The organism is Streptococcus vestibularis ATCC 49124, from assembly GCF_000188295.1.
Classification (GTDB): Bacteria; Bacillota; Bacilli; order Lactobacillales; family Streptococcaceae; genus Streptococcus; species Streptococcus vestibularis.
In genome coordinates this window covers 327,137-346,152 of record NZ_GL831112.1, presented here as the reverse complement: position 1 = coordinate 346,152, position 19,016 = coordinate 327,137, and the positions used below count along the sequence as shown (strand labels likewise).

The window sequence follows — 19,016 nt, the reverse complement described above, 5'->3', positions numbered from 1 at the left end:
AGTTCTTTTTTGTTCTATTTTTCAGACTTTGCTGCTTCAGACATCACTGCTGACTCTGAAGTTGACTGACTTTCTATGGCCAAGTCTTCACTAGCAGACTGACTTGAGGCACCTGCTTGCTCCAAAGCAAGGCTAGTTGAAAGACTCTCACGCTCCGCTTCCTGACTAAGGCTAGCTTCAACAATCATGAGTTCCTTTTGACGTTCTGTTTCACGAAGATATTCACGTTCTTCAAGTTCTTCCTGACGACGTCTTTCTTGCTCACGTCTTTGAGCTTTCTGACGTTCACGCTTAGCATGGCGTTTTTGCGTCTCATCAATCAAGACCTTAGTGTTGTCTTTAATATGCATCCACTTAATAAGACGAACCAAGAGTCTCCATAGGAAAACAATAATCGATTCTGCAAAAAGAAGAATCTCAACCAGAATAACACCTAGCAAGCTCCAAGCCATGAAGAGTGTAATCAATAATTGCGTGAAAATCTTCTTCAAGTCACCCAAATGATTGTTGTGAATATTAAGAGTCTCAAGGAAAAGATCTAAAATTCCTTGCAAGAGGTGTGATTTAACCGATTTATCTCCCTCTAAGCTCAAGTCCGTTTGAACTTCTGCCGGAGTAACAACGGTCAAGTCACCATCTTGGTAGACGTCAATACGGTCTCCTAATTTTATATCAAAATCAAAAAGCGTGCGATCTATTTTCTTAAGTCGCCCGTCAGGATGACTGAGATAAACAAAGTCATCATCAAATTTTAAAATACGAAACATAATTTACCTGCTATTTATTGCTCCCTAAATAATAGCAAAGTTAAAAAGCCCTTGTCAAGAGCTTCTTTTTCAATCCAAGGTTTTGACACCGATACGATTTTTATACTCTTGATACGTTTCAGTGTGCATGAGAGCTTTGGCATTTTTAACCCGATCTGCAGTTGGTGGTTTAACCCCTTCCAAAGGATATGGAATACCGAGCTCACGCCATTTGAACTCACCCATTGTATGATAGGGAAGAATTTCAAATTTATCGACATTTTTCAAGGTCTTTACAAACTCACCAAGCTTAACCAAGTGTTCGTCAAAGTCTGTCAAACCAGGTACCAAGACATGGCGAATCCAGACTGGAACTTGTTTATCAGACAGATATTGAGCAAATTCCAAAATATTCTTATTAGGTTGACGAGTCACAAACTTGTGTTGTTCGGGATCAATCTCTTTGATGTCAAGTAGGACCAAGTCTGTCACAGCCAAAAGTTTGTCAACAACTTCATGATACTCAGGAGTATTACGGTAAACAAACCCACAAGTATCAAGCGTACAATGAATTCCTAGCTTCTTAGCCTCTGTAAAGAGGGCAGTGACAAAATCAATCTGAAGCATGGCCTCACCACCTGATACAGTGATACCACCATGCTCACCCCAGAAATGACGGAAACGAAGAGCCTCATCTAAGACATCTTCAACTGTACGTTCAACAGCCTTATTTGACTCCATAGCCCAAGTATCTGGGTTATGACAATATTGGCAACGCATCTTACAGCCTTGCATGAAAACAATAAAACGGATACCAGGACCATCTACAGATCCAAAACTTTCGGTTGAATGAACAAGTCCAGTCACCTGACTGTAATCAATTTCTGCCATGGCAGCCTCCTTGAAAACGCTTTTTACATGATTTTATTATACCTCTTTTATCGGAAACATGCTCCATATCTGCCTGAATTCAAGCAAAGGTTATACTATAATACATCTGAAATTACAATATAACTATACTATACCAGAAGAAAAAGTAAAAAGCTGGAAGAATCCAGTTTTTTTATTATCTATACGATTAGGCACGTTTCTTAAATCCCAATAGAACTGCAAGAGTAAGGAAGAATGTTCCTACAAATGTCAAGATTGCAGTTGATGCTTCACCAGTCTTGGGAAGAGTGACTTCTTTACCTTTGGCATCTTTACCAGTCAATGTACCGTCAGCATTCACTTTGAATCCTGCACCTCAGGAGCAACAAGACTTGTTGTTCCGTCATTATTGGCAACAACAAGTTGACTATTTTGTGTAGAAACGATTGTTTGACCAGCTGCTGTGATAACTGGTGCTGCTGGTGTCACAGTAACAACAGGTTGACCATTAACGTTGACTGAAGGAACTTCAGGTGATTGAGGGGCCTCACTTGTATTTGTATCTGTATCAGTTTTTGGCTGCGTAAGAACAGTATCATTTGTCGCAATGCCGTCATCTGCAAAAGAAGTTACTGGTAGAAAAGCTACTAGAATAAGGGTGAGTAAAAGCAAGCTACTATGTATAGGAATATAGAGATTTTTTAGAAGCTATTAAGATTTTCCTTTTTCATTTATCAGTTAATTTATATTCTGTCATAAAAAGAAATAGAGAAGCGTTTTAATCAAAATCTTATTTATTTTTATGCTTAATCTACCATCATTTCAAAACCTGTTTAAATTACTTCAAAAAATAAGGTCGTAGGCCAATAATAACTAGATATTTTATTGAAATAAAAAAGCATAGCGATTTTCATCCATTTTCTAATCTAATTATATCTATTAAAAATACTCATCGAAAAGATAATAAAAAGCGCTTCCTATTCAAAGGAAAGAAGGCGCTCAATTATCATTATCTTACTTTTTAGCTCTAGTCTTTTCTAATCTAAAGCTGGTGAATTCTATTCTCCTGCCTCTTCTGGAGCTGCTGTGATGATTACCTTAAGTTTAGTTACGCGACCATCCTTAACCTTATCGTTAATAAATTCAAGATGTTTGTCCCTGTTGATAACTTCATAATGTTCCTTGACTTCTTGAGTGGGAATTGCTCCTACACCAGTCAAATAATAGCCTGCGATAGTATCAACATCATCACTTTCAAGCTCTGTATCAAAGTGTTCATTGAAGTCATTAAGAGTCATAGCCCCCTCAACAATATAGGTATTCTCTCCTATTTCACGAACTTCCACACTGGCTTTATCTGTTTCGTCATCAATTTCACCGACGATTTCTTCCAAAAGATCCTCGAAGGTCACAAGACCAGCCACACCACCATATTCATCAAGCAAGATGGCCATTTGATTATTGGTATTACGAAAGGCTGCCAAGAGGTCATTAACGAAGATTGTTTCTGGAACAAAGAGGGGCTCATTCATGATACGGCGAAGCTTAACATTCTCAAAACCGAGCTCATAACCTGCTTGAAGGAGATTTTTGGTATGGATTACACCGATAATCTTATCCTTGTCATCTTCGTAAACAGGAATACGAGAGAAGCTTTCCTTGAGAATAGCTTGGATATTTTCTTGAGTATTGTCTTCAATATCAATCATGAAGGCGTCTGTACGAGGGACCATAACCTCACGCGCCATCAATTCATCAAGAGAGAATACCCCTTGGAGCATTTCAATTTCTTCAGCCTCAAGTGTATCCTCACTCTTGGTCAACATGTACTCAATCTCATCACGTGTCATCTGCTCATCTGCATCATCAAAGGTCATAGGTGTCAAACGAGACAAAAGATTGGTTGACGCCGAAAGAATCCAAACAAAGGGACTAACAATCTTACCAGTAACAATAATGACAGGCGCTGAGTAGATGGCTAGATTTTCTTTAAGATTCATGGCAATACGCTTAGGATAAAGCTCACCAAAAACGATAGAAATGTAAGTCAAGATCACCAAAGATACCACGCTACCTGCTGTTTTAGCCCAGGCTACGTGGCCAAACCAGGTCGCTATGACTGCTCCTAGCGAAGCAGAGAGACTGGCCCCTTGCAAAAGACTGATAAAAGTAATACCAACCTGAATAGTCGATAAGAAGTTATTGGGATTTTCAAGAACCTTGAGCAGGCGAATAAATTTCTTATCACCTTCTTCAGCCTTTTGTTCCACACGTGAACGGTTTAGTGATACTAAAGCCATCTCAGACGCTGAGAAAAAGGCCGTAAGCAAGGTTAAAATTAGTAATAAAATAAATTGAAATAATAAGGACTGACCACTAGAGTCTTCCATTTTATCTTCTCCTCTAAAAAAATTCTGACTTCCATTATATCACAATTTCCCAATATAGGTTCCTATTTTATGCTATAATTAGAGTAATTTATCATCGAAGGAGAGACTTATGTCACTTATACGCTTAGAAAATGTCAGCTTGGCTCGCCAAGGAAAAACACTCTTGTCCGAACTTAACTGGACAGTTGAAAAAGGCCAGACCTGGGCTATCCTTGGACTTAATGGTGCAGGGAAATCAACACTTCTACGCTTATTGACAGCTGAATTCTTTCCTTCTGAAGGTCATGCTGAAATACTTGGCTATGCCTTTGGTAACGGGGACATCACGGGTCTTCGCAAACATATCGGTATTGTCAGTTCCTTCATCACTGAGCGTCTGCCTAAGCATATGACCGCTGAAAAAATCGTCCTTACTGGTAAATACAAGAGCTCAATCCTCTACAAGGCATATGGGGATAAGGAGTTGCAAGAAGCTAAGGACATGCTGACCTCACTTGGTGCTGGGGATTTGATAGGTCGTAAATACCATAGCCTCTCTCAAGGAGAAAAACAAATTTGTTTGATTGCTCGCAGTCTCATGGAAGATCCTGACATCATTATCCTTGATGAAGCGACTGTTGGCTTGGACCTATTTGCTCGTGAAAAGCTCTTGCGTCAGATTGATCGTATCACCTCGCTTCCTCATGCTCCGCTGGTTCTTTACGTCACTCATCACGCTGAGGAAATTACCGAAAACATGGACCATATTCTCCTACTCCGTCAAGGAAAAATCGTAGCACAAGGACCCAAAAATGATGTCATCACACCAGAAGTTTTAGCTGACTTCTACCAAAACCCTGTTCAAATTATTCCAATTGATGACCATCGTTTTTACATTAACCCACTTCTCTAAAAACCGATCAATATTAGCTTGATTTAGGGCTAATTTACGAACAACATTAAAGAAACAAGTCCCTTAGACTATAAGTCTGGGGGATTTGTTCTTTCATCATTACTTCTCTTTTATTTGAGATACACCATACAAAATTAAAGCTAGAAGGACAAGGTGTTCTATAGACATTCTTGAATAAAATAAATAGTGCAGCGACTATATATAAGTGGCTTTTGTCAGAGATTTTACTGTGTGAGGAAATCTTTTGACTTTTACCAATTCAATAACAAAACAGTTCTTTTTTTGACCGAATAGATTCTAAGATTAACCACATAGACATATGATATTGTCCGAGAGCTACCCTTTCGATACATTAGTAAGTGTTAAAACAACAGATCTTCAGATATAGAAAGAGAGGTAGAAACATGACTAAAGTAACAGTTTTTGGATTAATCGGTACAGCAGTAACAGTTATCATTTACAGTATTCCCGGCCTCCCAAAAATAGAGAGTTCCCTTGGGCCACTCTTTCCAGTTGCCTTATTGATCTTCTTTACAATTGAGAATCTCATGAAAAAAAGATTATAAATCTAGCCTCATTAGTATCTTGACTGGGCTGATGATTGCTAATGCAATCTATGACCTACTCCCTATTCCTACCGAAACTCTGATTGTTGCCGGTATCCTAGTAGGCCTAGGATTGGGCTGTCTCTTTCCTAACCACGATAATGAGAAAAACAAACATTAAAAGAAGCCAAATTAATAACTTGGCTTCTTTTTTACTCTAAATTCTTTCTTAAGCTCCCCTTCGGGCCAGATTAATCATATCATAGGTCAAAGTATTGCTTGTTTCTTTGAGAGAATAGTCCTCCAAAGTATTGACTTCCTTACGAAGCTGTTTGGCATAACGACTAGAAATAAGCTCAGCCTGTTCATATTCGTTGATAACCTTACGTTCCAAATAATAGCCTCGCAACATTTCATCAACATTGTCTGGATTTAAGTGGGTGATAACCCTCTCGACAAAGGCTCCTGATTGGATAATTTCAGCCTCTCGAAGTCGACTGCGTTTCAAATAAGACAAAAGATCTGAATGATAGACACCTTCCAGGTTGCTCAAGGCTTCCAAAACCTGCTCAGTATTTGTTAAATAAAGCTCAGTCATATGGTCACGATTTTCCTCCGTCAATCGAGGACCTCGCCTATTCTCCTCTTGTTCAATTCGAAACTTGAAGGTAAGAGCTAAGTGCAAAATTCTACGAAGGCCACGAACGAAAACAGCAAAGGCATAAGAGAGACTAGAAACAAAACCTCGGTTAATACGACGCTCTAAGCCCTTGATATAACGTTGGTAGAGATTGTATTCGAGTTCTGAAATCTTACCCTTCTTGTAGGCATATTCCAGACCCTCACTCTCAATTTCCATAATCATGACTCGGATATTGGCCAACTCTTTTTTGACATCATTTGATTCCTGCTCCAAGATTAAATCTTCCAAGCGTTGATTGTAGTTGTCAATAGTAGCATAGACAGATCCTTGATTAGTTGACTGTTTTAGATCTTTTTCCAACTCACCGACCACATCATTAAGAATAGCAATCTGCATATAATGGTTGGTCGTATGCGCTGGTCCAGTGGCTAGCTTAGGTAGGACTAAAATACCTATCAAGAAGCTCAGTAGCGTAACACCCGCTACCGTAAAGAGTAAGAGACTGTGTTCTAGCGCAGTCATATTGGCAATCGGAAGCAAAAGGATTGTTGCAATCGAAACCGTTCCTTTTACGCCAGAAAAAGTCAAAAGCGTAGCACCCTTCCATATTTTTTTCAATGACCGTTTGGTCCGCCAAGCTCTTTGGGCAAACACTGCGCTAATCATGACAAATCGAATTCCAAACATGATCGCTGTTAACAAGACAATGGCAAGAAACATCCAAAGCGTATCGCAAGTACTGATAGACAGTACTGGGGTTGCTAAGGTTGGCAGTTCCGTCCCCAGAAGGAAAAAGACCATACCATTAAGCATGAAGGTAATGGTTCCCCAAATCGTATGGGAAACACTATCCAGTTTGGCATCAAAAACGGTGATTTTTTTGAAACGGCTAGCAAGCGAAATCCCTGCTACGACAACAGCAATAATTCCAGAAGCATGAATTTCCTCGGCTACAAAATAAGAGGAGATCGGTAGTACCAGCTCTAGTAAGAGAGCACCTGTGACATCTGCAGCATCCATATTATCCAAAATGGTCAAAAAGAGGCGATTAAATAGGGCTGTAATCAAGCCAACCAAAAAACCACCAAGCACAGAGATAACCAAATTCCAGCTCGCATCCAGGAGGGAGAAGGCACCCGTTGTCAAAGCGGTCACTGCCACCTGAAAGGCGACCAAGCCAGAGGCATCATTCAGCAAACCCTCTCCCTGCAGAATATAACTAATCCACTTTGGAAAACTGAAACGTTTAGAAATAGCGGAATAGGCAACCAAATCCGTTGGACCAAGAGCGGCACCGATTGCTAGACAGGCAGACAAGGGCACCGAAGCAGGCAAGACGGCCTTAGCAAGATAGCCGATTCCCAGTGTAGACACGAAGATGACTGGAAAGATCAAAAATAGAATGAGTTTCCAGTTACGGAGAATACTGGTAATGTCACTCTCTTCGCCCTCACGAAAAAGCAAGGGAGCAATAATAAACGCTAGAAAAAGTTCCGTTTCAAGCTCAAAAACTTCCCCCTTAAGAAGAAAACCAATACCAACCCCAAAAATAATTTGAATCAAAGGTAGGGGAAGACGTGGAAAGACACGATTGATAACGTTCGATAAAATCAAGCTAAAAAAAGAACAAGCAAAGCTAATGATAAATGCATAGTTCCTCCTAACCTTCCTTATGACAACAGTTTGAGAATAGTTCTTTTTGCTTGCGAATTTTTTTATCAATGGCAGTCACGTCTTCTTTTGCTAAAAGTTTATGGCAACGTTCGACCTCAAGACTAGCTAACTTTTTCTTAATTTTAGCCGTTTTACGATTATCAACCTTTTTCAAAGTATCTTCGGCACTTTGCTTATCTATATATTTGACCTGCATATCTGCAAGCTTTTCTTTAATATCTGTAATCATTGTAATTTCTCCAACATCACCAAAAATGGTGGGGTATTAATTTGATTAAGGGGTTGGTAAAGCATGGCTGTAAAATCACGCTGGTCCAAACCGATAACGTACTCGAGCACAGCATCCTTCTCCATATCGCCGCCATCATGACCATAGTAAATCATAATAGCTAAACGACCACCCACCTCTAGACGATCAAGAATCTTCTCAATGGCCTCAAGAGTCGTGTGGGGTTTGGTAATAACACTCTTATCTGCAGATGGCAGGTAGCCCAGATTGAAAATAGCTGCACGAATAGGTTCCGTGACATAACGGTCCAGATTTTCATGGCCATCTAAAATGAGTTGCGCATTTTCAATTTCCAAGTCCGACAAGCGTTGACGAGTCTTTTCGAGCGCCTGCTCCTGCACGTCAAAGGCATAAATCTTCTTGGCAAGGCCAGCCAGAAAGGCTGTATCATTACCGTTTCCCATGGTTGCATCAACAGCTATACTCTCATCGTCCAGTACTTCTGCTAAAAAGTCATGAGATAGATGAATGGGTCGTTTAATCATGTTTTTTCCTCCTTCTTACTAACGACTTTACACCCTTGCCATGAGTCACGACGTTCCATCTCTTTGTCAATGGCATTAAGGACTTCCCACTTATTGAGACTCCACATAGGACCAATCAACATATCTCGCGGCGCATCACCAGTGATTCGATGAATAACGATATCCTCAGGGATGATTTCCAACTGGTCACAGATGATGGACACATACTCTTCCTGACTCAGTAATTTAAGACGTCCCTCGTGGTAGTCCCTTTGCATACGCGTATTGGTCATCAAGTGGAGGAGGTGGAGTTTAATTCCCTGAATGTCATTATCCGTCACACAACGGCGAACATTTTCCACCATCATCTCGTGGCTTTCCCCTGGCAGCCCATTAATCAGATGCGATACAATCTCAGCCTTTGGCGCACGCTCACGCACGCGCTTAACCGTCTCCACATAGAGATCATAACTGTGTGCTCGGTTAATAAACTCCGACGTCTCTTCATAAGTCGTTTGCAAGCCAAGTTCAACGGTCACATGCATACGTTCAGTGAGTTCTGCCAGATAATCAACCACATCGTCTGGCAAACAGTCTGGACGGGTACCTATATTGATTCCAACAACACCAGGCTCATTGATAGCCTGTTCGTAGCGTTCCTTGATAACCTCAAGCGGCGCGTGGGTATTGGTAAAATTTTGAAAATAAACCAGATATTTCTGAACTTCTGGCCACTTGCGGTGCATGAAGTCAATCTCATGGTAAAACTGCTCACGAATCGGTGCCTCAGGAGCTACAATAGCGTCACCAGACCCCGATACTGTGCAAAAGGTACAGCCACCGTGAGCAACTGTTCCATCACGGTTGGGACAATCAAAGCCCGCATCTATAGGAAGTTTGAAAATCTTTTCGCCAAAAATTTCACGATAGTAATCATTGACTGTTCTATAACGTTTTTTCATAAAGACTATTATAACACTTTGCCCTAAAAAAGAGAGTAAGACTAGGACAAAAATCATGGATTTCTGCCTGTCCCACTCTCGCTTCTTATTTAGTTTTTTTCAAATAATCAATGGCTTCTTGAGCTGTTTTAATAGGGACGATTTTCATCTTGGTCCCCAGTTTCTTGGCAGCTTCCTTGGCCTCTTGATAATTAGTCTTGGCATCCGGATCAACCTTTTTCATTTCCTTAGTTACTGGATTATTTGGTACAAAGAAAATATCTGCGCCGCTATCAGCCGCTGATTTCACCTTAAGGTAGGCTCCACCGATATCACCGACAGAACCATCTTTTTCAATAGTGCCTGTCCCAGCAATCTTACGACCAGCCTTGAGGTCTTGACCAGACACCTGATCGTAAATAGCTAAGGTAAACATAAGACCAGCGCTCGGTCCGCCAACACCATCTAGTTTAAACTTAACATTCTCAGGACTCTTGACCTCAGTATGGTCCGTTAGGCCGATACCAATACCATTTTTGCCATTGGCGATCTTAATAATCTTACCAGTAGCAGTCTTTTCTTTGTCATCTGTCGTATAAGTGACCTTGACCTTTGAACCTAGCTTAAGCCCTTGAACGTATTTAATCAAGTCAGTAGAATTATCAAAGGTCTTGCCATTAACAGCCGTCACCGTATCAGCGATATTGAGGACACTCTTGAAGCTAGAATCATCAGCAACCTGAAGCACATAGACACCCATATACTCCAAACTAGCCTCCTTACCAGCCAGTGTCAAGCCCTGATAAATCGCTTGGTTTTGAGAAGTCTCCATGTAAAATTGGTTAATACGCATGAAATCTTCATCAGAGTAATTTCCGGTTGCTTCTTTAGCTGTTTGAAGCTTTGCAAAATCATTAAGCTGAGCATAGAGCATCAAGGCCAAAGTCGCCTTGGTTTGGGCCACCGCCACAAAATTGTAGGATCCTTTTGAATCATCAGCTTTCTTATCTACAGTCAAGACTTCCTTAGTATCAAAAGCACCACCCGGAAGCTCAACATAATAATTATTTAGCGGGAAAAAGAGGGCAAAAAGGAGGAAAAGTACCGTAAGAATACTTAATAACCACCACTTAATACGCCACATTTTCTCTAATAGTAATTTAGATTTTGTCTTGTTTGCCACGCTTGGCCTCCACTTCCTTAACAACTGCTTGCGGAACATAAGAGCTAATGTTCCCCTCAAAATAAATCAACTCACGTACACGACTGGAAGACACTGGTGTCACCTCATGACTAGCAATCAAATAAACCGTTTCTAATTCAGGCGCTAAACCTTTATTGAAATAGTCCATATTGGCCTCATAGTCAAAATCTGTCGCATTGCGAAGGCCTCGAACCAAATAAGTCACCCCAAGATCTTTGGCGACATCTACAGCCAGACTATCGTGAGCCGTTATAACCTTGACATTGGGAAGATCTGCTACAACCTCTTCCAAGATACGCTTGCGAGTCGCAACATCCCAGAAGCCCTGCTTATTTTTATTATAAAAAAGGCCTATATAGAGCTCATCAAAGAACTTGCTGGCTCTGGCAATGATATCCATATGCCCATTGGTAATCGGATCAAAAGACCCCGTAAACATAGCAATCTTTGTCATAGCATTCCTTTCTACAACTTCCCTATCTAAGGCTAACGTACGTAAACGGTCACCTTACTGATACCATATGTTTTCTGCTTCCAAATCCCAAAGTTTGAAATTTCTTCAGGCAAGTCCACTGCCTTATCCGTCTCGCAAACCAACATAACTTCTTCAGCCAAGAGCCCTTGCTCCTCTAACTGAGTAATATTGGCCACAATCTGCTCTTTGGCATAAGGCGGATCTAAAAGCACCAAGTCAAATTGACCTGTCAATTGGGTCAGTGCACGCGCTGCATCCATCTTCAAAAGCTGGAACTGCTTCTCACTCTTGGTTATTTTGATATTTTCCTGAATAATGGCTTGTGCCCGACGGTCTTTCTCCACGAGGACAGCAGACGACATGCCACGACTAATAGCCTCAATGGCCAGACTACCACTCCCAGAAAAAAGATCCAAAACACGTCCTCCATCAAAGAAAGGACCAATCATATTGAAAATGGCACCCTTGACCTTGTCCGTTGTTGGACGAGTCGTTTTGCCTTCTAACGTTTTAAGCGGACGTCCGCCAAAATCACCTGCTACAACACGCAAGTCGGTCACCTCGTTTCATTATTTTATTGAAAAAAGAAACCCTAGTTTTTATCAATGTACCTATTATAGCAAAAACCAATTGTATAGTATATTGAGCACATATAATCTGTATTGATTACACCAAAAAAAGAGGACATAACAGTCCTCAAAGTGTTTCTCACACAAATAGTATTTTCTTAACTAATTCAACATAGATGCTAATAGGCCACCTAGAATTAAAATAATAGCTCCACTTAAACGATTTGCCATTTGAGCAAAAGCAATCATTTCCATACGATCTGATGCAGAAAGTACAGCAATATTACCCGTACCACCCATAGAGTTATTAATCATACCGGCACCAATTGCCGTTTCAACTGGGAATAAACCTACAAACTCACCAATAATAGCAGCAGCAAGTCCCATTGCAACAACTGATGTCAAACTTAGAATAATAAATTGAACATTCATCGCTTTTGCTAATGTTGCCAAATCAATCAAAGAAAGGCCAATACCTGCAAGTACTGCATGGGTCAGATTTGACATGATGACTTGGTTAAACATTACAACACAATTTTCCAAAGTTTTTGGTACCACATCCAAGGCTTTCAAGATAAACACAATGATAATCATGAAGGCATAGCTGTGAATTTTTGGAACAAAGGCATTGCAAATCACACCAAGCAAAAAGATTGTAAAAGCAAACATCATTCCAACCCCAATATCAGTCGGATTCAAATTTAGTTTTTCCTTTTTCAACTCATCCTTATTAACAGGAATCAAGACACCATGTCCATTTGACTTACTATTAACAAAAACTTTTGAAATAAGAACAGCACCGATAATAGCCAGAATATTTCCTAAAGTAGTCGCAGGTGCTAATTGAGAGAAGATAGTCGCTTGATCACCATGTAAGTTAGAGGCATAAATTTTAGAAAGTGGCAAAATACCCGCTCCCATTCCTCCAACCATTTGAGGGAAGGAAACATAAAGGATAGAGTGCCCGAACCCTTGACCAAGAAGCATCCCCACAAGACCAACGCTAAAGGCACCAATAACCATGGTAACAAGAGACACGGGGATAAAGCGTGCAGAGGCTTTCACCAAAATCTTACGATTCATACCAAGGATAGCACCACAAATCAAGGCTGCAATATAAAAATCAAGAAAGCCAAAGGAATCTCCCAAAAATCCTTTTGTTGCTACAATAATATCTTTTGGAATGATATGAAATGTAGCAAGAAGAGTTGCACCAAGCAGAGTAAATACTGAACCACCACCTAGGTAAGAGTTCATAATTGGCAGTTTCTCACCAATAAAGTAGAGAACATGCCCCATGACGACCAAAAGGAGGGTCAGTCCAAGCATATTGAGTGGGAGTTTCCCCATAGCAATCGTCACCGCGAGAACGAAGACGATGAATGCATATAGAGGAAGACTGACACCGGAAATTTTGATTTCATTCAATTTTTTCATGGTTGTTCAGTCAGCTCCTTATTAGTATTTAGGATACCATTTAAGGTCACGTACAGCTTTGGCCATATCTGTTTCTTCAGCTTGAGCAAGCCCTTGTTCTTGAGCTTTCTTGGCAACAGCTTCTGCTACCTTGATAGACACGTCAGCTACATATTGGAATGGTGGGAGGACTGGCGCACCTGGTTGACCTGGATTGACGATACCTGACAATGAGTGAGCTGCTGCCCCAATCATTTCATCTGTCAACAATTTAGCTTCAGATGCCAACATACCGAGACCAAGACCTGGGTAGATCAAAGCGTTATTGGCTTGACCGATTTCGTAGTCCACACCTTTATAGCTAATGGTTCCTGAAGGTACACCGGTAGCTACAAAGGCTTTCCCGTCTGACCATTCAATGACTTGTTGGGCTGTTGCTTCCAATTTCTTGGTTGGGTTAGAAATTGGGAAGATAACAGGGCGTTCAGTGTTTTCACACATTGCTTCAACCACTTCTTTAGTGAAGGCACCTGGGTTTGTAGAAGTTCCGACCAAGATGGTTGGTTTTACTGTTTTGATCACTTCAAGAAGACTGGTCATATCGCCTTTGCCTTCGAAGTCAGAACGTTTTTTAGCAAATGGTTTTTGAGCTGGTGTCAAATCTTCCATATCATCAAACAAAAGGCCTTGTTTATCGATCATGAAGAAACGTTTGTAGGCTTCTTCTGGAGAAAGGCCTTCCGCAACCATTTCAGCGTGAACACGATCTGCGATACCAGCACCAGCAGAACCACCACCATAGCAAAGGTAAACTTGGTCTGTCAATTTTTCACCAGTGATATCCATAGCTCCAAAGATACCACCCAAGACAACGATACCAGTACCTTGAATATCATCGTTGAAAGTTGGAATTTCTTTCTTGTAACGGTTCAAGATATCAGCTGCATTTGAACGACCGAAGTCTTCCCAGTGAAGGTACAATTTAGGGAAAAGTTTTCCAGCTGTTTGAACAAATTGATCGATAAAGGCATCGTATTTTTCACCACGAACACGTTCATGACGGTTTCCAAGATACATTGGATTGTTCAACAATTCTTCACGGTTGGTACCAGCATCGATGACAAGAGGCATAACGCAAGCTGGATCAATTCCGGCTGCAGCAGTGTAGACCATGAGTTTTCCGACAGAAATGTCAACACCTTGGACACCCCAGTCACCAATACCGAGAATTCCTTCTGCGTCAGTTGCAACGATCAAGCGGATATCGCGATCGCCAGCCGCATTTTTCAAGGTTTCTTCGATATTTTCTGGGTGGTTAATATCAAGGTAAGCCGCATATTGTGGATCTACAAAGAGTTCAGAATATTGTTCAATGGTGTCCGCGATCACTGGATCATAGACGATTGGGTTGAACTCAACGATGTGTTGGTTAAAGAGGTAGTAGAAAAGAGTACGGTTTGTATTGAAAATCTCCATCAAGAAAAGACGCTTTTCAAGGTCAGATGGTTTGCGCAAGAAATGTTGGTAAGCTTGTTCAGCCTGTTCTTCGATAGTTTGAACATATGGAGGAAGAAGACCAATTAGGCCAAGTTCTTTACGTTCTTCCATTGTGAAAGCAGTTCCTTTATTAAGGAATGGATTGTTTAAAATTTCATGTGATTTCATTGCGAAATACTCCTCATAAATAATTTAGTGACTAATCTATTCAACTGTCGCTAGACATTATATTCCTCAAAAAATCTTATAGTCAACAAGCTCTGTTATCATAAAAATTATTTATAACAAATAGGGTTTATGATAAAATAAAAAAATGAATATCCGAGATTTAGAATATTTTTATCATCTTTACAGACTCCATTCCTTCACCGCAGCCTCTAAACATTGTCGGGTCAGCCAACCTACTGTTAGCTACGCCATCAAGCGTTTAGAAGATCATTTTGCTTGTCACCTTTTTGTTAAGGACCCATCTCATCGTAATGTTGCCTTTACACACCAAGGCGATATTGTAGCTAAACATGCTGAAGCCATCCTAACTGAGCTATCCGTACTCTCCAAAGAAATCCATCGCTCTATTCATGCAAAAGCAAAAATTGGGTTTCCTCCAATTATCAGAGCCAGAGTTCTTGCGCAACTGCTCGAAAAAAATCAAGATTTATCAATCTTATCCGAAATGGAATTTAGTACAGAAGGTTCTTTAGAATTGCTACAGCAATTAATCTCTGGAGACTTAGATTTCAGTTTAGTAGCTAGCCTTCATCCCCTAGAGCATCCTAAATTAACAACTCACGAACTCTATAAATCACCGTTTTATATTCTAGTCTCTGAAAGCCATAAATTTGCGGATAAAGAAGTCATCTGTTTCAAGGATGTTCTTGAAGAACGCTTTATTCTACTCAACGAGGGACATGTGCATATGGAAGCCTTCAATATACTGAATGAAGGTTATCAAAATCAGGCCGTTTCCTTCTTAGAATTAAGTGATCTGCCTACAATCGGTCAGTTAGTTGAAAAAAATCTCGGCATCAGTCTCATCACTGATGTCACACAATTTGAATCCATGGATAAATTGGTTAAAATTCCTTTAGAGGACGACGAGCAACTCGATTTTCATGTAAGCTACGCCTACCTAAAAGGAACACCCCTATCAAATGAAGTTGAAACGTTCAAAACTCTCCTAGACAAAATAACATAAAAAAGCCACCCCTTAGGGTGGTTTTTTTGTTATTTATCTTCTAAAGCAGTCACGTAGTTGTAAGCTTCGATGCCAGCTGTGGCACCATCACCTACGGCTGTTGTGATTTGGCGAAGGTCTTTCTGACGGATATCTCCAATGGCAAAGATACCTGGAATACGTGTCGCCATCTTATCATCTGTAATTACCCAACCGTCCTGGTCAGTGATGTCGAGACCAGTCAAGTAATCTGAAACAGGATCAAGTCCCACATAAACGAAGACACCGCCAAATTCGTGGTTAGTCACCTCACCAGTTTTGACATTCTTAATATCAACACTGCGAACCTTGATATCATCACCCTTGATTTCTTCAACGACTGAATCCCAGATAAACTTGACCTTTTCATTGGTGAAGGCACGGTCTTGAAGGACCTTTTGGGCACGCAATTCGTCACGACGGTGAACAATGGTCACGCTGTTGGCAAAGCGTGTCAAATAAATTCCTTCTTCAACAGCAGAGTCTCCACCACCAACAACCAAGAGGTCCTGATTACGGAAGAATGCACCATCACACACCGCACAGTAAGATACCCCACGGCTGTTGTACTCTTCTTCACCAGCAACACCAATGTGGCGGTGTTTAGCACCAGTCGCAATGATAACTGTCTTGGTTTGGTACTCCTCGTCACCAGTTTTGACAACTTTATAATCACCCTTATCTTCGATACCAGACACGATACCATAAAGGTTTTCAACGCCCAATTTTTCCAAGGGTTCAAACATCTTCATGGACAATTCTGGACCAGAAATACTTTCAAAACCAGGATAATTCTCAATATCAGATGTGTTATTCATCTGTCCACCAGGAGCACCTTGCTCCAAAGTTGCCACTTTAAGGTTGGCACGGGCTGCATAAAGTGCTGCCGTCATCCCCGCAGGACCAGCTCCAATAACAATTGTATCGTACATGATTAACTCCTTATATGATTTTCTTGTAGAGATATCTTACACCTAATTTGCCAACAAAGCTAGAATTATGCATTCAGTACGATAAGAATCGCCATAAAAGCAAATGCCAATACTGGAATCGAAACCATCGACATCATAATAGCATCATAGAGGGCACCTTGACGCTCCTTAACTGTTTTGTCTGCACGACGTAGGGCACGCCATCCAAGCCAAAGGGCGCCAAGCACCAAGCAAACAAAGAAAGCAATCACAAGGCCTAAGAGATAAAATTTAAAAATATTTAATAACATAAATCATCCTAAAGTAAAAAATAGAAAAGGCTGAGACAATATTCTCCAACCTCTGAATCCGAATAGTAATAACTGTGCGGTGTAGTATCTGATTGGACTCCTTAGTCGCCTTTGAAGTACTCAAAAGTTCCTAATCATCCTTGTGGGACTCTGACTATAAACTAGAAATGTAGTCCTATCCCATCACCTTTTCTATTGTAACAAAAATCCCATCTTAAAGGTATTGTTTTGAATAAGAAGCGAAAAATTCTTTTGTTCGCTCTTCTTTTGGATGGTTCAAGATTTCATCGGGTGTTCCTTGTTCAAGGATATGACCTTTTTCAAGGAAAAGCACCTTATCAGCCACTTGATAAACAAAGTTCATGTCGTGACTGACCAAAATCATGGTTTGACCTGACTTAGCCGCATCAGCGATTGATTTTTCAACCTCACCAACCAACTCAGGGTCAAGAGCAGATGTTGGTTCGTCAAGCAAGAGCACATCAGGCTTCATGGCAAGGGCACGGGCCAAGGCCACACGTTGCTTTTGACCACCTGACAAGTGACGTGGGTAGTGATTTTCTCGATTAGAAAGTCCAACCTTAGCGAGTTCTTCTTTCGCAATCTTAGTAGCTTCTTCGTCAGAAAGTTTCTTAACAATCTTAAGACCTTCCTTAACATTATCCAAGGCTGTACGACGTTCAAAGAGGTTAAACTGTTGGAATACCATGGCCAACTTACGACGAAGGGTAAGGATTTGCTCTTTGGTAATTGTTTCGAAATCCACCTTAAAATCATCAATGATAATTGTACCAGAATCAGGTTGTTCCAAATAGTTTAAGCTACGAAGGATTGTTGACTTCCCTGCACCAGAGGCACCAACCAGAGCGACAACTTCACCTTTTTCAATGTCAATATCAATGCCATCGAGAACCTTTTGTCCTGAAAATTCCTTGGTCAAATTTTTGATACTAATCATTAGCGGTCACCTCCAATGCCAGAAATGTCAGTTGCTTCAGGAACCTTAATAGCCATATGATTTTCAACTGAACGACCAATGTTTTCAATCAAGATTGAGATTACCCAGTATACAAGAGCTACTGAGATATAACGTTCAAAGTAACGATAGTCAGCACCACCTAGGATCTGAGCCTGTGCATACATTTCGACGATACCAGCACTGAAGGCAAGTGATGTTCCCTTAGTCAAACCAATCAAACTGTTAATTAAACTTGGTGTCGCAATAACAGCCGCATTTGGAATAATGACACGACGGTAAACCTGTGCTGATGTCATCCCAAGAGAACGGGCAGCTTCGATTTCCCCAGCATCAACAGCCTGAATTGCCGCACGAATAGTTTCACTCATGTATGCCGCTTCGTTAAAGGCAAAGGCTGTAATAGCGAAGATAGCTGGTGGAATCTCATTAATATTCCAATCTAATCCGAATTCGCCATTCAAGTAACGAAGGAAGAGTGGGATACCATAGTAGGTTAACATGAGTTGTACAAGAATTGGTGTCCCGCGCAAGAAACTCACAAAAACAGCTTGGATCGGATAAAGGATACGTACTCGATTGATCTTAACAACCGCAAAAACAAGGGCTAAAATCAAACCTAAGAAAGCACCTGCAATGGTCAAACCTAATGTTAAAGGTAAGTGTTCTACAATCTTAGGAACCGCATCAAAGACAGCCTTCCATGAGAAGAGCTTACCAGCTGGCATCCAAGATGAAATCCATTTGAAGACAATTGTAACCAATTGCAAAATATAGCTCCAAAGAATCTCCACTAACCATGATACGGGAATAGCCAAAGCAACAACCACTGCCAAACCAATTAAACCAATGATAACTTGGAGATACCAAGGTGACCGATTAAATGCTTCGATACTCTTTTTCACAATGTTGCCCTTTCTTTCTAAAAAAGTCGGTTAGCCTAGTGCTAACCGTCTTAATATCTTATCATAAATTTTATAATATTCATTT

22 protein-coding genes are annotated in these 19,016 nt (G+C 40.6%); 4 read left to right on the top strand and 18 right to left on the bottom strand.

Annotated elements, in window-relative coordinates; genetic code table 11:
- Window positions 1-14: 14 nt before the first annotated feature.
- From HMPREF9425_RS01815 to HMPREF9425_RS01795, 5 genes are all read right to left on the bottom strand, one after another.
- Window positions 15-767: a hypothetical protein gene (locus tag HMPREF9425_RS01815; RefSeq protein ID WP_003096240.1), complete on the bottom strand. Its 753-nt coding sequence runs from the start codon at window positions 765-767 to the stop codon at window positions 15-17.
- A 69-nt stretch (window positions 768-836) separates the two neighbouring features.
- Window positions 837-1,637, bottom strand: a complete 801-nt coding sequence (pflA, locus tag HMPREF9425_RS01810; protein WP_003094298.1) for a pyruvate formate-lyase-activating protein — start codon at window positions 1,635-1,637, stop codon at window positions 837-839.
- Between the two features lie 187 nt (window positions 1,638-1,824).
- A complete protein-coding gene (locus HMPREF9425_RS01805; protein WP_003096238.1) occupies window positions 1,825-1,977 on the bottom strand; it encodes an LPXTG cell wall anchor domain-containing protein in 153 nt (50 codons plus the stop codon).
- Window positions 1,974-2,288, bottom strand: a complete 315-nt coding sequence (locus tag HMPREF9425_RS01800; protein ID WP_003096236.1) for a hypothetical protein — start codon at window positions 2,286-2,288, stop codon at window positions 1,974-1,976. Before HMPREF9425_RS01800 ends, HMPREF9425_RS01805 begins: the two co-directional genes overlap by 4 nt.
- 386 nt (window positions 2,289-2,674) lie before the next feature.
- Window positions 2,675-4,006, bottom strand: a complete 1,332-nt coding sequence (locus tag HMPREF9425_RS01795; RefSeq protein WP_003096232.1) for a hemolysin family protein — start codon at window positions 4,004-4,006, stop codon at window positions 2,675-2,677.
- Window positions 4,007-4,115: 109 nt separating this feature from the next.
- Here HMPREF9425_RS01795 and HMPREF9425_RS01790 point away from each other — a divergent pair, with 109 nt between their 5' ends.
- The 3 genes from HMPREF9425_RS01790 to HMPREF9425_RS10635 all read left to right on the top strand — a co-directional run bounded on the left by HMPREF9425_RS01790 (window position 4,116) and on the right by HMPREF9425_RS10635 (window position 5,624).
- Window positions 4,116-4,898: an ABC transporter ATP-binding protein gene (locus HMPREF9425_RS01790; RefSeq protein ID WP_003096229.1), complete on the top strand. Its 783-nt coding sequence runs from the start codon at window positions 4,116-4,118 to the stop codon at window positions 4,896-4,898.
- A 404-nt stretch (window positions 4,899-5,302) separates the two neighbouring features.
- Window positions 5,303-5,464: a hypothetical protein gene (locus HMPREF9425_RS10640; RefSeq protein WP_003093718.1), complete on the top strand. Its 162-nt coding sequence runs from the start codon at window positions 5,303-5,305 to the stop codon at window positions 5,462-5,464.
- A 31-nt stretch (window positions 5,465-5,495) separates the two neighbouring features.
- Window positions 5,496-5,624: a hypothetical protein gene (locus HMPREF9425_RS10635; RefSeq protein ID WP_003096225.1), complete on the top strand. Its 129-nt coding sequence runs from the start codon at window positions 5,496-5,498 to the stop codon at window positions 5,622-5,624.
- Window positions 5,625-5,672: 48 nt separating this feature from the next.
- Here HMPREF9425_RS10635 and HMPREF9425_RS01780 read toward each other — a convergent pair whose 3' ends face one another.
- From HMPREF9425_RS01780 to HMPREF9425_RS01740, 9 genes are all read right to left on the bottom strand, one after another.
- Window positions 5,673-7,700, bottom strand: a complete 2,028-nt coding sequence (locus tag HMPREF9425_RS01780; RefSeq protein ID WP_003096223.1) for a cation:proton antiporter — start codon at window positions 7,698-7,700, stop codon at window positions 5,673-5,675.
- 46 nt (window positions 7,701-7,746) lie between these two features.
- Window positions 7,747-7,989 (bottom strand): hypothetical protein, encoded by a 243-nt coding sequence (locus HMPREF9425_RS01775; RefSeq protein ID WP_003094091.1) that lies wholly within the window; start codon window positions 7,987-7,989, stop codon window positions 7,747-7,749.
- The gene (mnmM, locus tag HMPREF9425_RS01770; RefSeq protein WP_003096221.1) at window positions 7,986-8,534 is read right to left on the bottom strand and encodes a tRNA 5-(aminomethyl)-2-thiouridylate-methyltransferase MnmM; all 549 of its coding nucleotides are present in this window, start codon (window positions 8,532-8,534) and stop codon (window positions 7,986-7,988) included. The genes HMPREF9425_RS01775 and mnmM overlap by 4 nt, the downstream gene beginning before the upstream one ends.
- Window positions 8,531-9,475 carry a tRNA modification radical SAM protein MnmL/YtqA gene (gene mnmL, locus HMPREF9425_RS01765; RefSeq protein ID WP_037621318.1) on the bottom strand — a complete coding sequence of 315 codons (945 nt, stop codon included), beginning with the start codon at window positions 9,473-9,475 and terminating at the stop codon, window positions 8,531-8,533. Before mnmL ends, mnmM begins: the two co-directional genes overlap by 4 nt.
- Window positions 9,476-9,560: 85 nt before the next feature.
- Entirely contained in the window at window positions 9,561-10,598 is a 1,038-nt protein-coding gene (locus HMPREF9425_RS01760) for a SepM family pheromone-processing serine protease (protein ID WP_050777741.1), read from the bottom strand.
- 16 nt (window positions 10,599-10,614) lie between these two features.
- Window positions 10,615-11,112: a pantetheine-phosphate adenylyltransferase gene (gene coaD / locus HMPREF9425_RS01755; RefSeq protein WP_003096216.1), complete on the bottom strand. Its 498-nt coding sequence runs from the start codon at window positions 11,110-11,112 to the stop codon at window positions 10,615-10,617.
- Between the two features lie 32 nt (window positions 11,113-11,144).
- Window positions 11,145-11,684, bottom strand: a complete 540-nt coding sequence (rsmD, locus tag HMPREF9425_RS01750) for a 16S rRNA (guanine(966)-N(2))-methyltransferase RsmD (RefSeq protein ID WP_003093460.1) — start codon at window positions 11,682-11,684, stop codon at window positions 11,145-11,147.
- 180 nt (window positions 11,685-11,864) lie between these two features.
- A complete protein-coding gene (locus tag HMPREF9425_RS01745; protein WP_003096211.1) occupies window positions 11,865-13,139 on the bottom strand; it encodes a 2-hydroxycarboxylate transporter family protein in 1,275 nt (424 codons plus the stop codon).
- Window positions 13,140-13,160: 21 nt separating this feature from the next.
- Window positions 13,161-14,783, bottom strand: a complete 1,623-nt coding sequence (locus tag HMPREF9425_RS01740; RefSeq protein ID WP_003096209.1) for a malolactic enzyme — start codon at window positions 14,781-14,783, stop codon at window positions 13,161-13,163.
- Between the two features lie 145 nt (window positions 14,784-14,928).
- Between HMPREF9425_RS01740 and HMPREF9425_RS01735 the strand changes: the two genes are divergently transcribed.
- Window positions 14,929-15,810: a LysR family transcriptional regulator gene (locus HMPREF9425_RS01735; RefSeq protein WP_003096207.1), complete on the top strand. Its 882-nt coding sequence runs from the start codon at window positions 14,929-14,931 to the stop codon at window positions 15,808-15,810.
- Between the two features lie 29 nt (window positions 15,811-15,839).
- Here the strand turns inward: HMPREF9425_RS01735 and trxB are convergent, their stop codons facing one another.
- The 4 genes from trxB to HMPREF9425_RS01715 all read right to left on the bottom strand — a co-directional run bounded on the left by trxB (window position 15,840) and on the right by HMPREF9425_RS01715 (window position 18,754).
- Complete coding sequence (gene trxB / locus HMPREF9425_RS01730) at window positions 15,840-16,763, bottom strand: thioredoxin-disulfide reductase (protein ID WP_282645305.1); 924 nt, start codon at window positions 16,761-16,763, stop codon at window positions 15,840-15,842.
- 62 nt (window positions 16,764-16,825) lie between these two features.
- Complete coding sequence (locus tag HMPREF9425_RS01725) at window positions 16,826-17,050, bottom strand: DUF4059 family protein (RefSeq protein ID WP_003093939.1); 225 nt, start codon at window positions 17,048-17,050, stop codon at window positions 16,826-16,828.
- Between the two features lie 214 nt (window positions 17,051-17,264).
- Window positions 17,265-18,008 carry an amino acid ABC transporter ATP-binding protein gene (locus tag HMPREF9425_RS01720; protein WP_003094710.1) on the bottom strand — a complete coding sequence of 248 codons (744 nt, stop codon included), beginning with the start codon at window positions 18,006-18,008 and terminating at the stop codon, window positions 17,265-17,267.
- Complete coding sequence (locus HMPREF9425_RS01715) at window positions 18,008-18,754, bottom strand: amino acid ABC transporter permease (protein WP_172798560.1); 747 nt, start codon at window positions 18,752-18,754, stop codon at window positions 18,008-18,010. Before HMPREF9425_RS01715 ends, HMPREF9425_RS01720 begins: the two co-directional genes overlap by 1 nt.
- Between the last annotated feature and the right edge of the window lie 262 nt (window positions 18,755-19,016).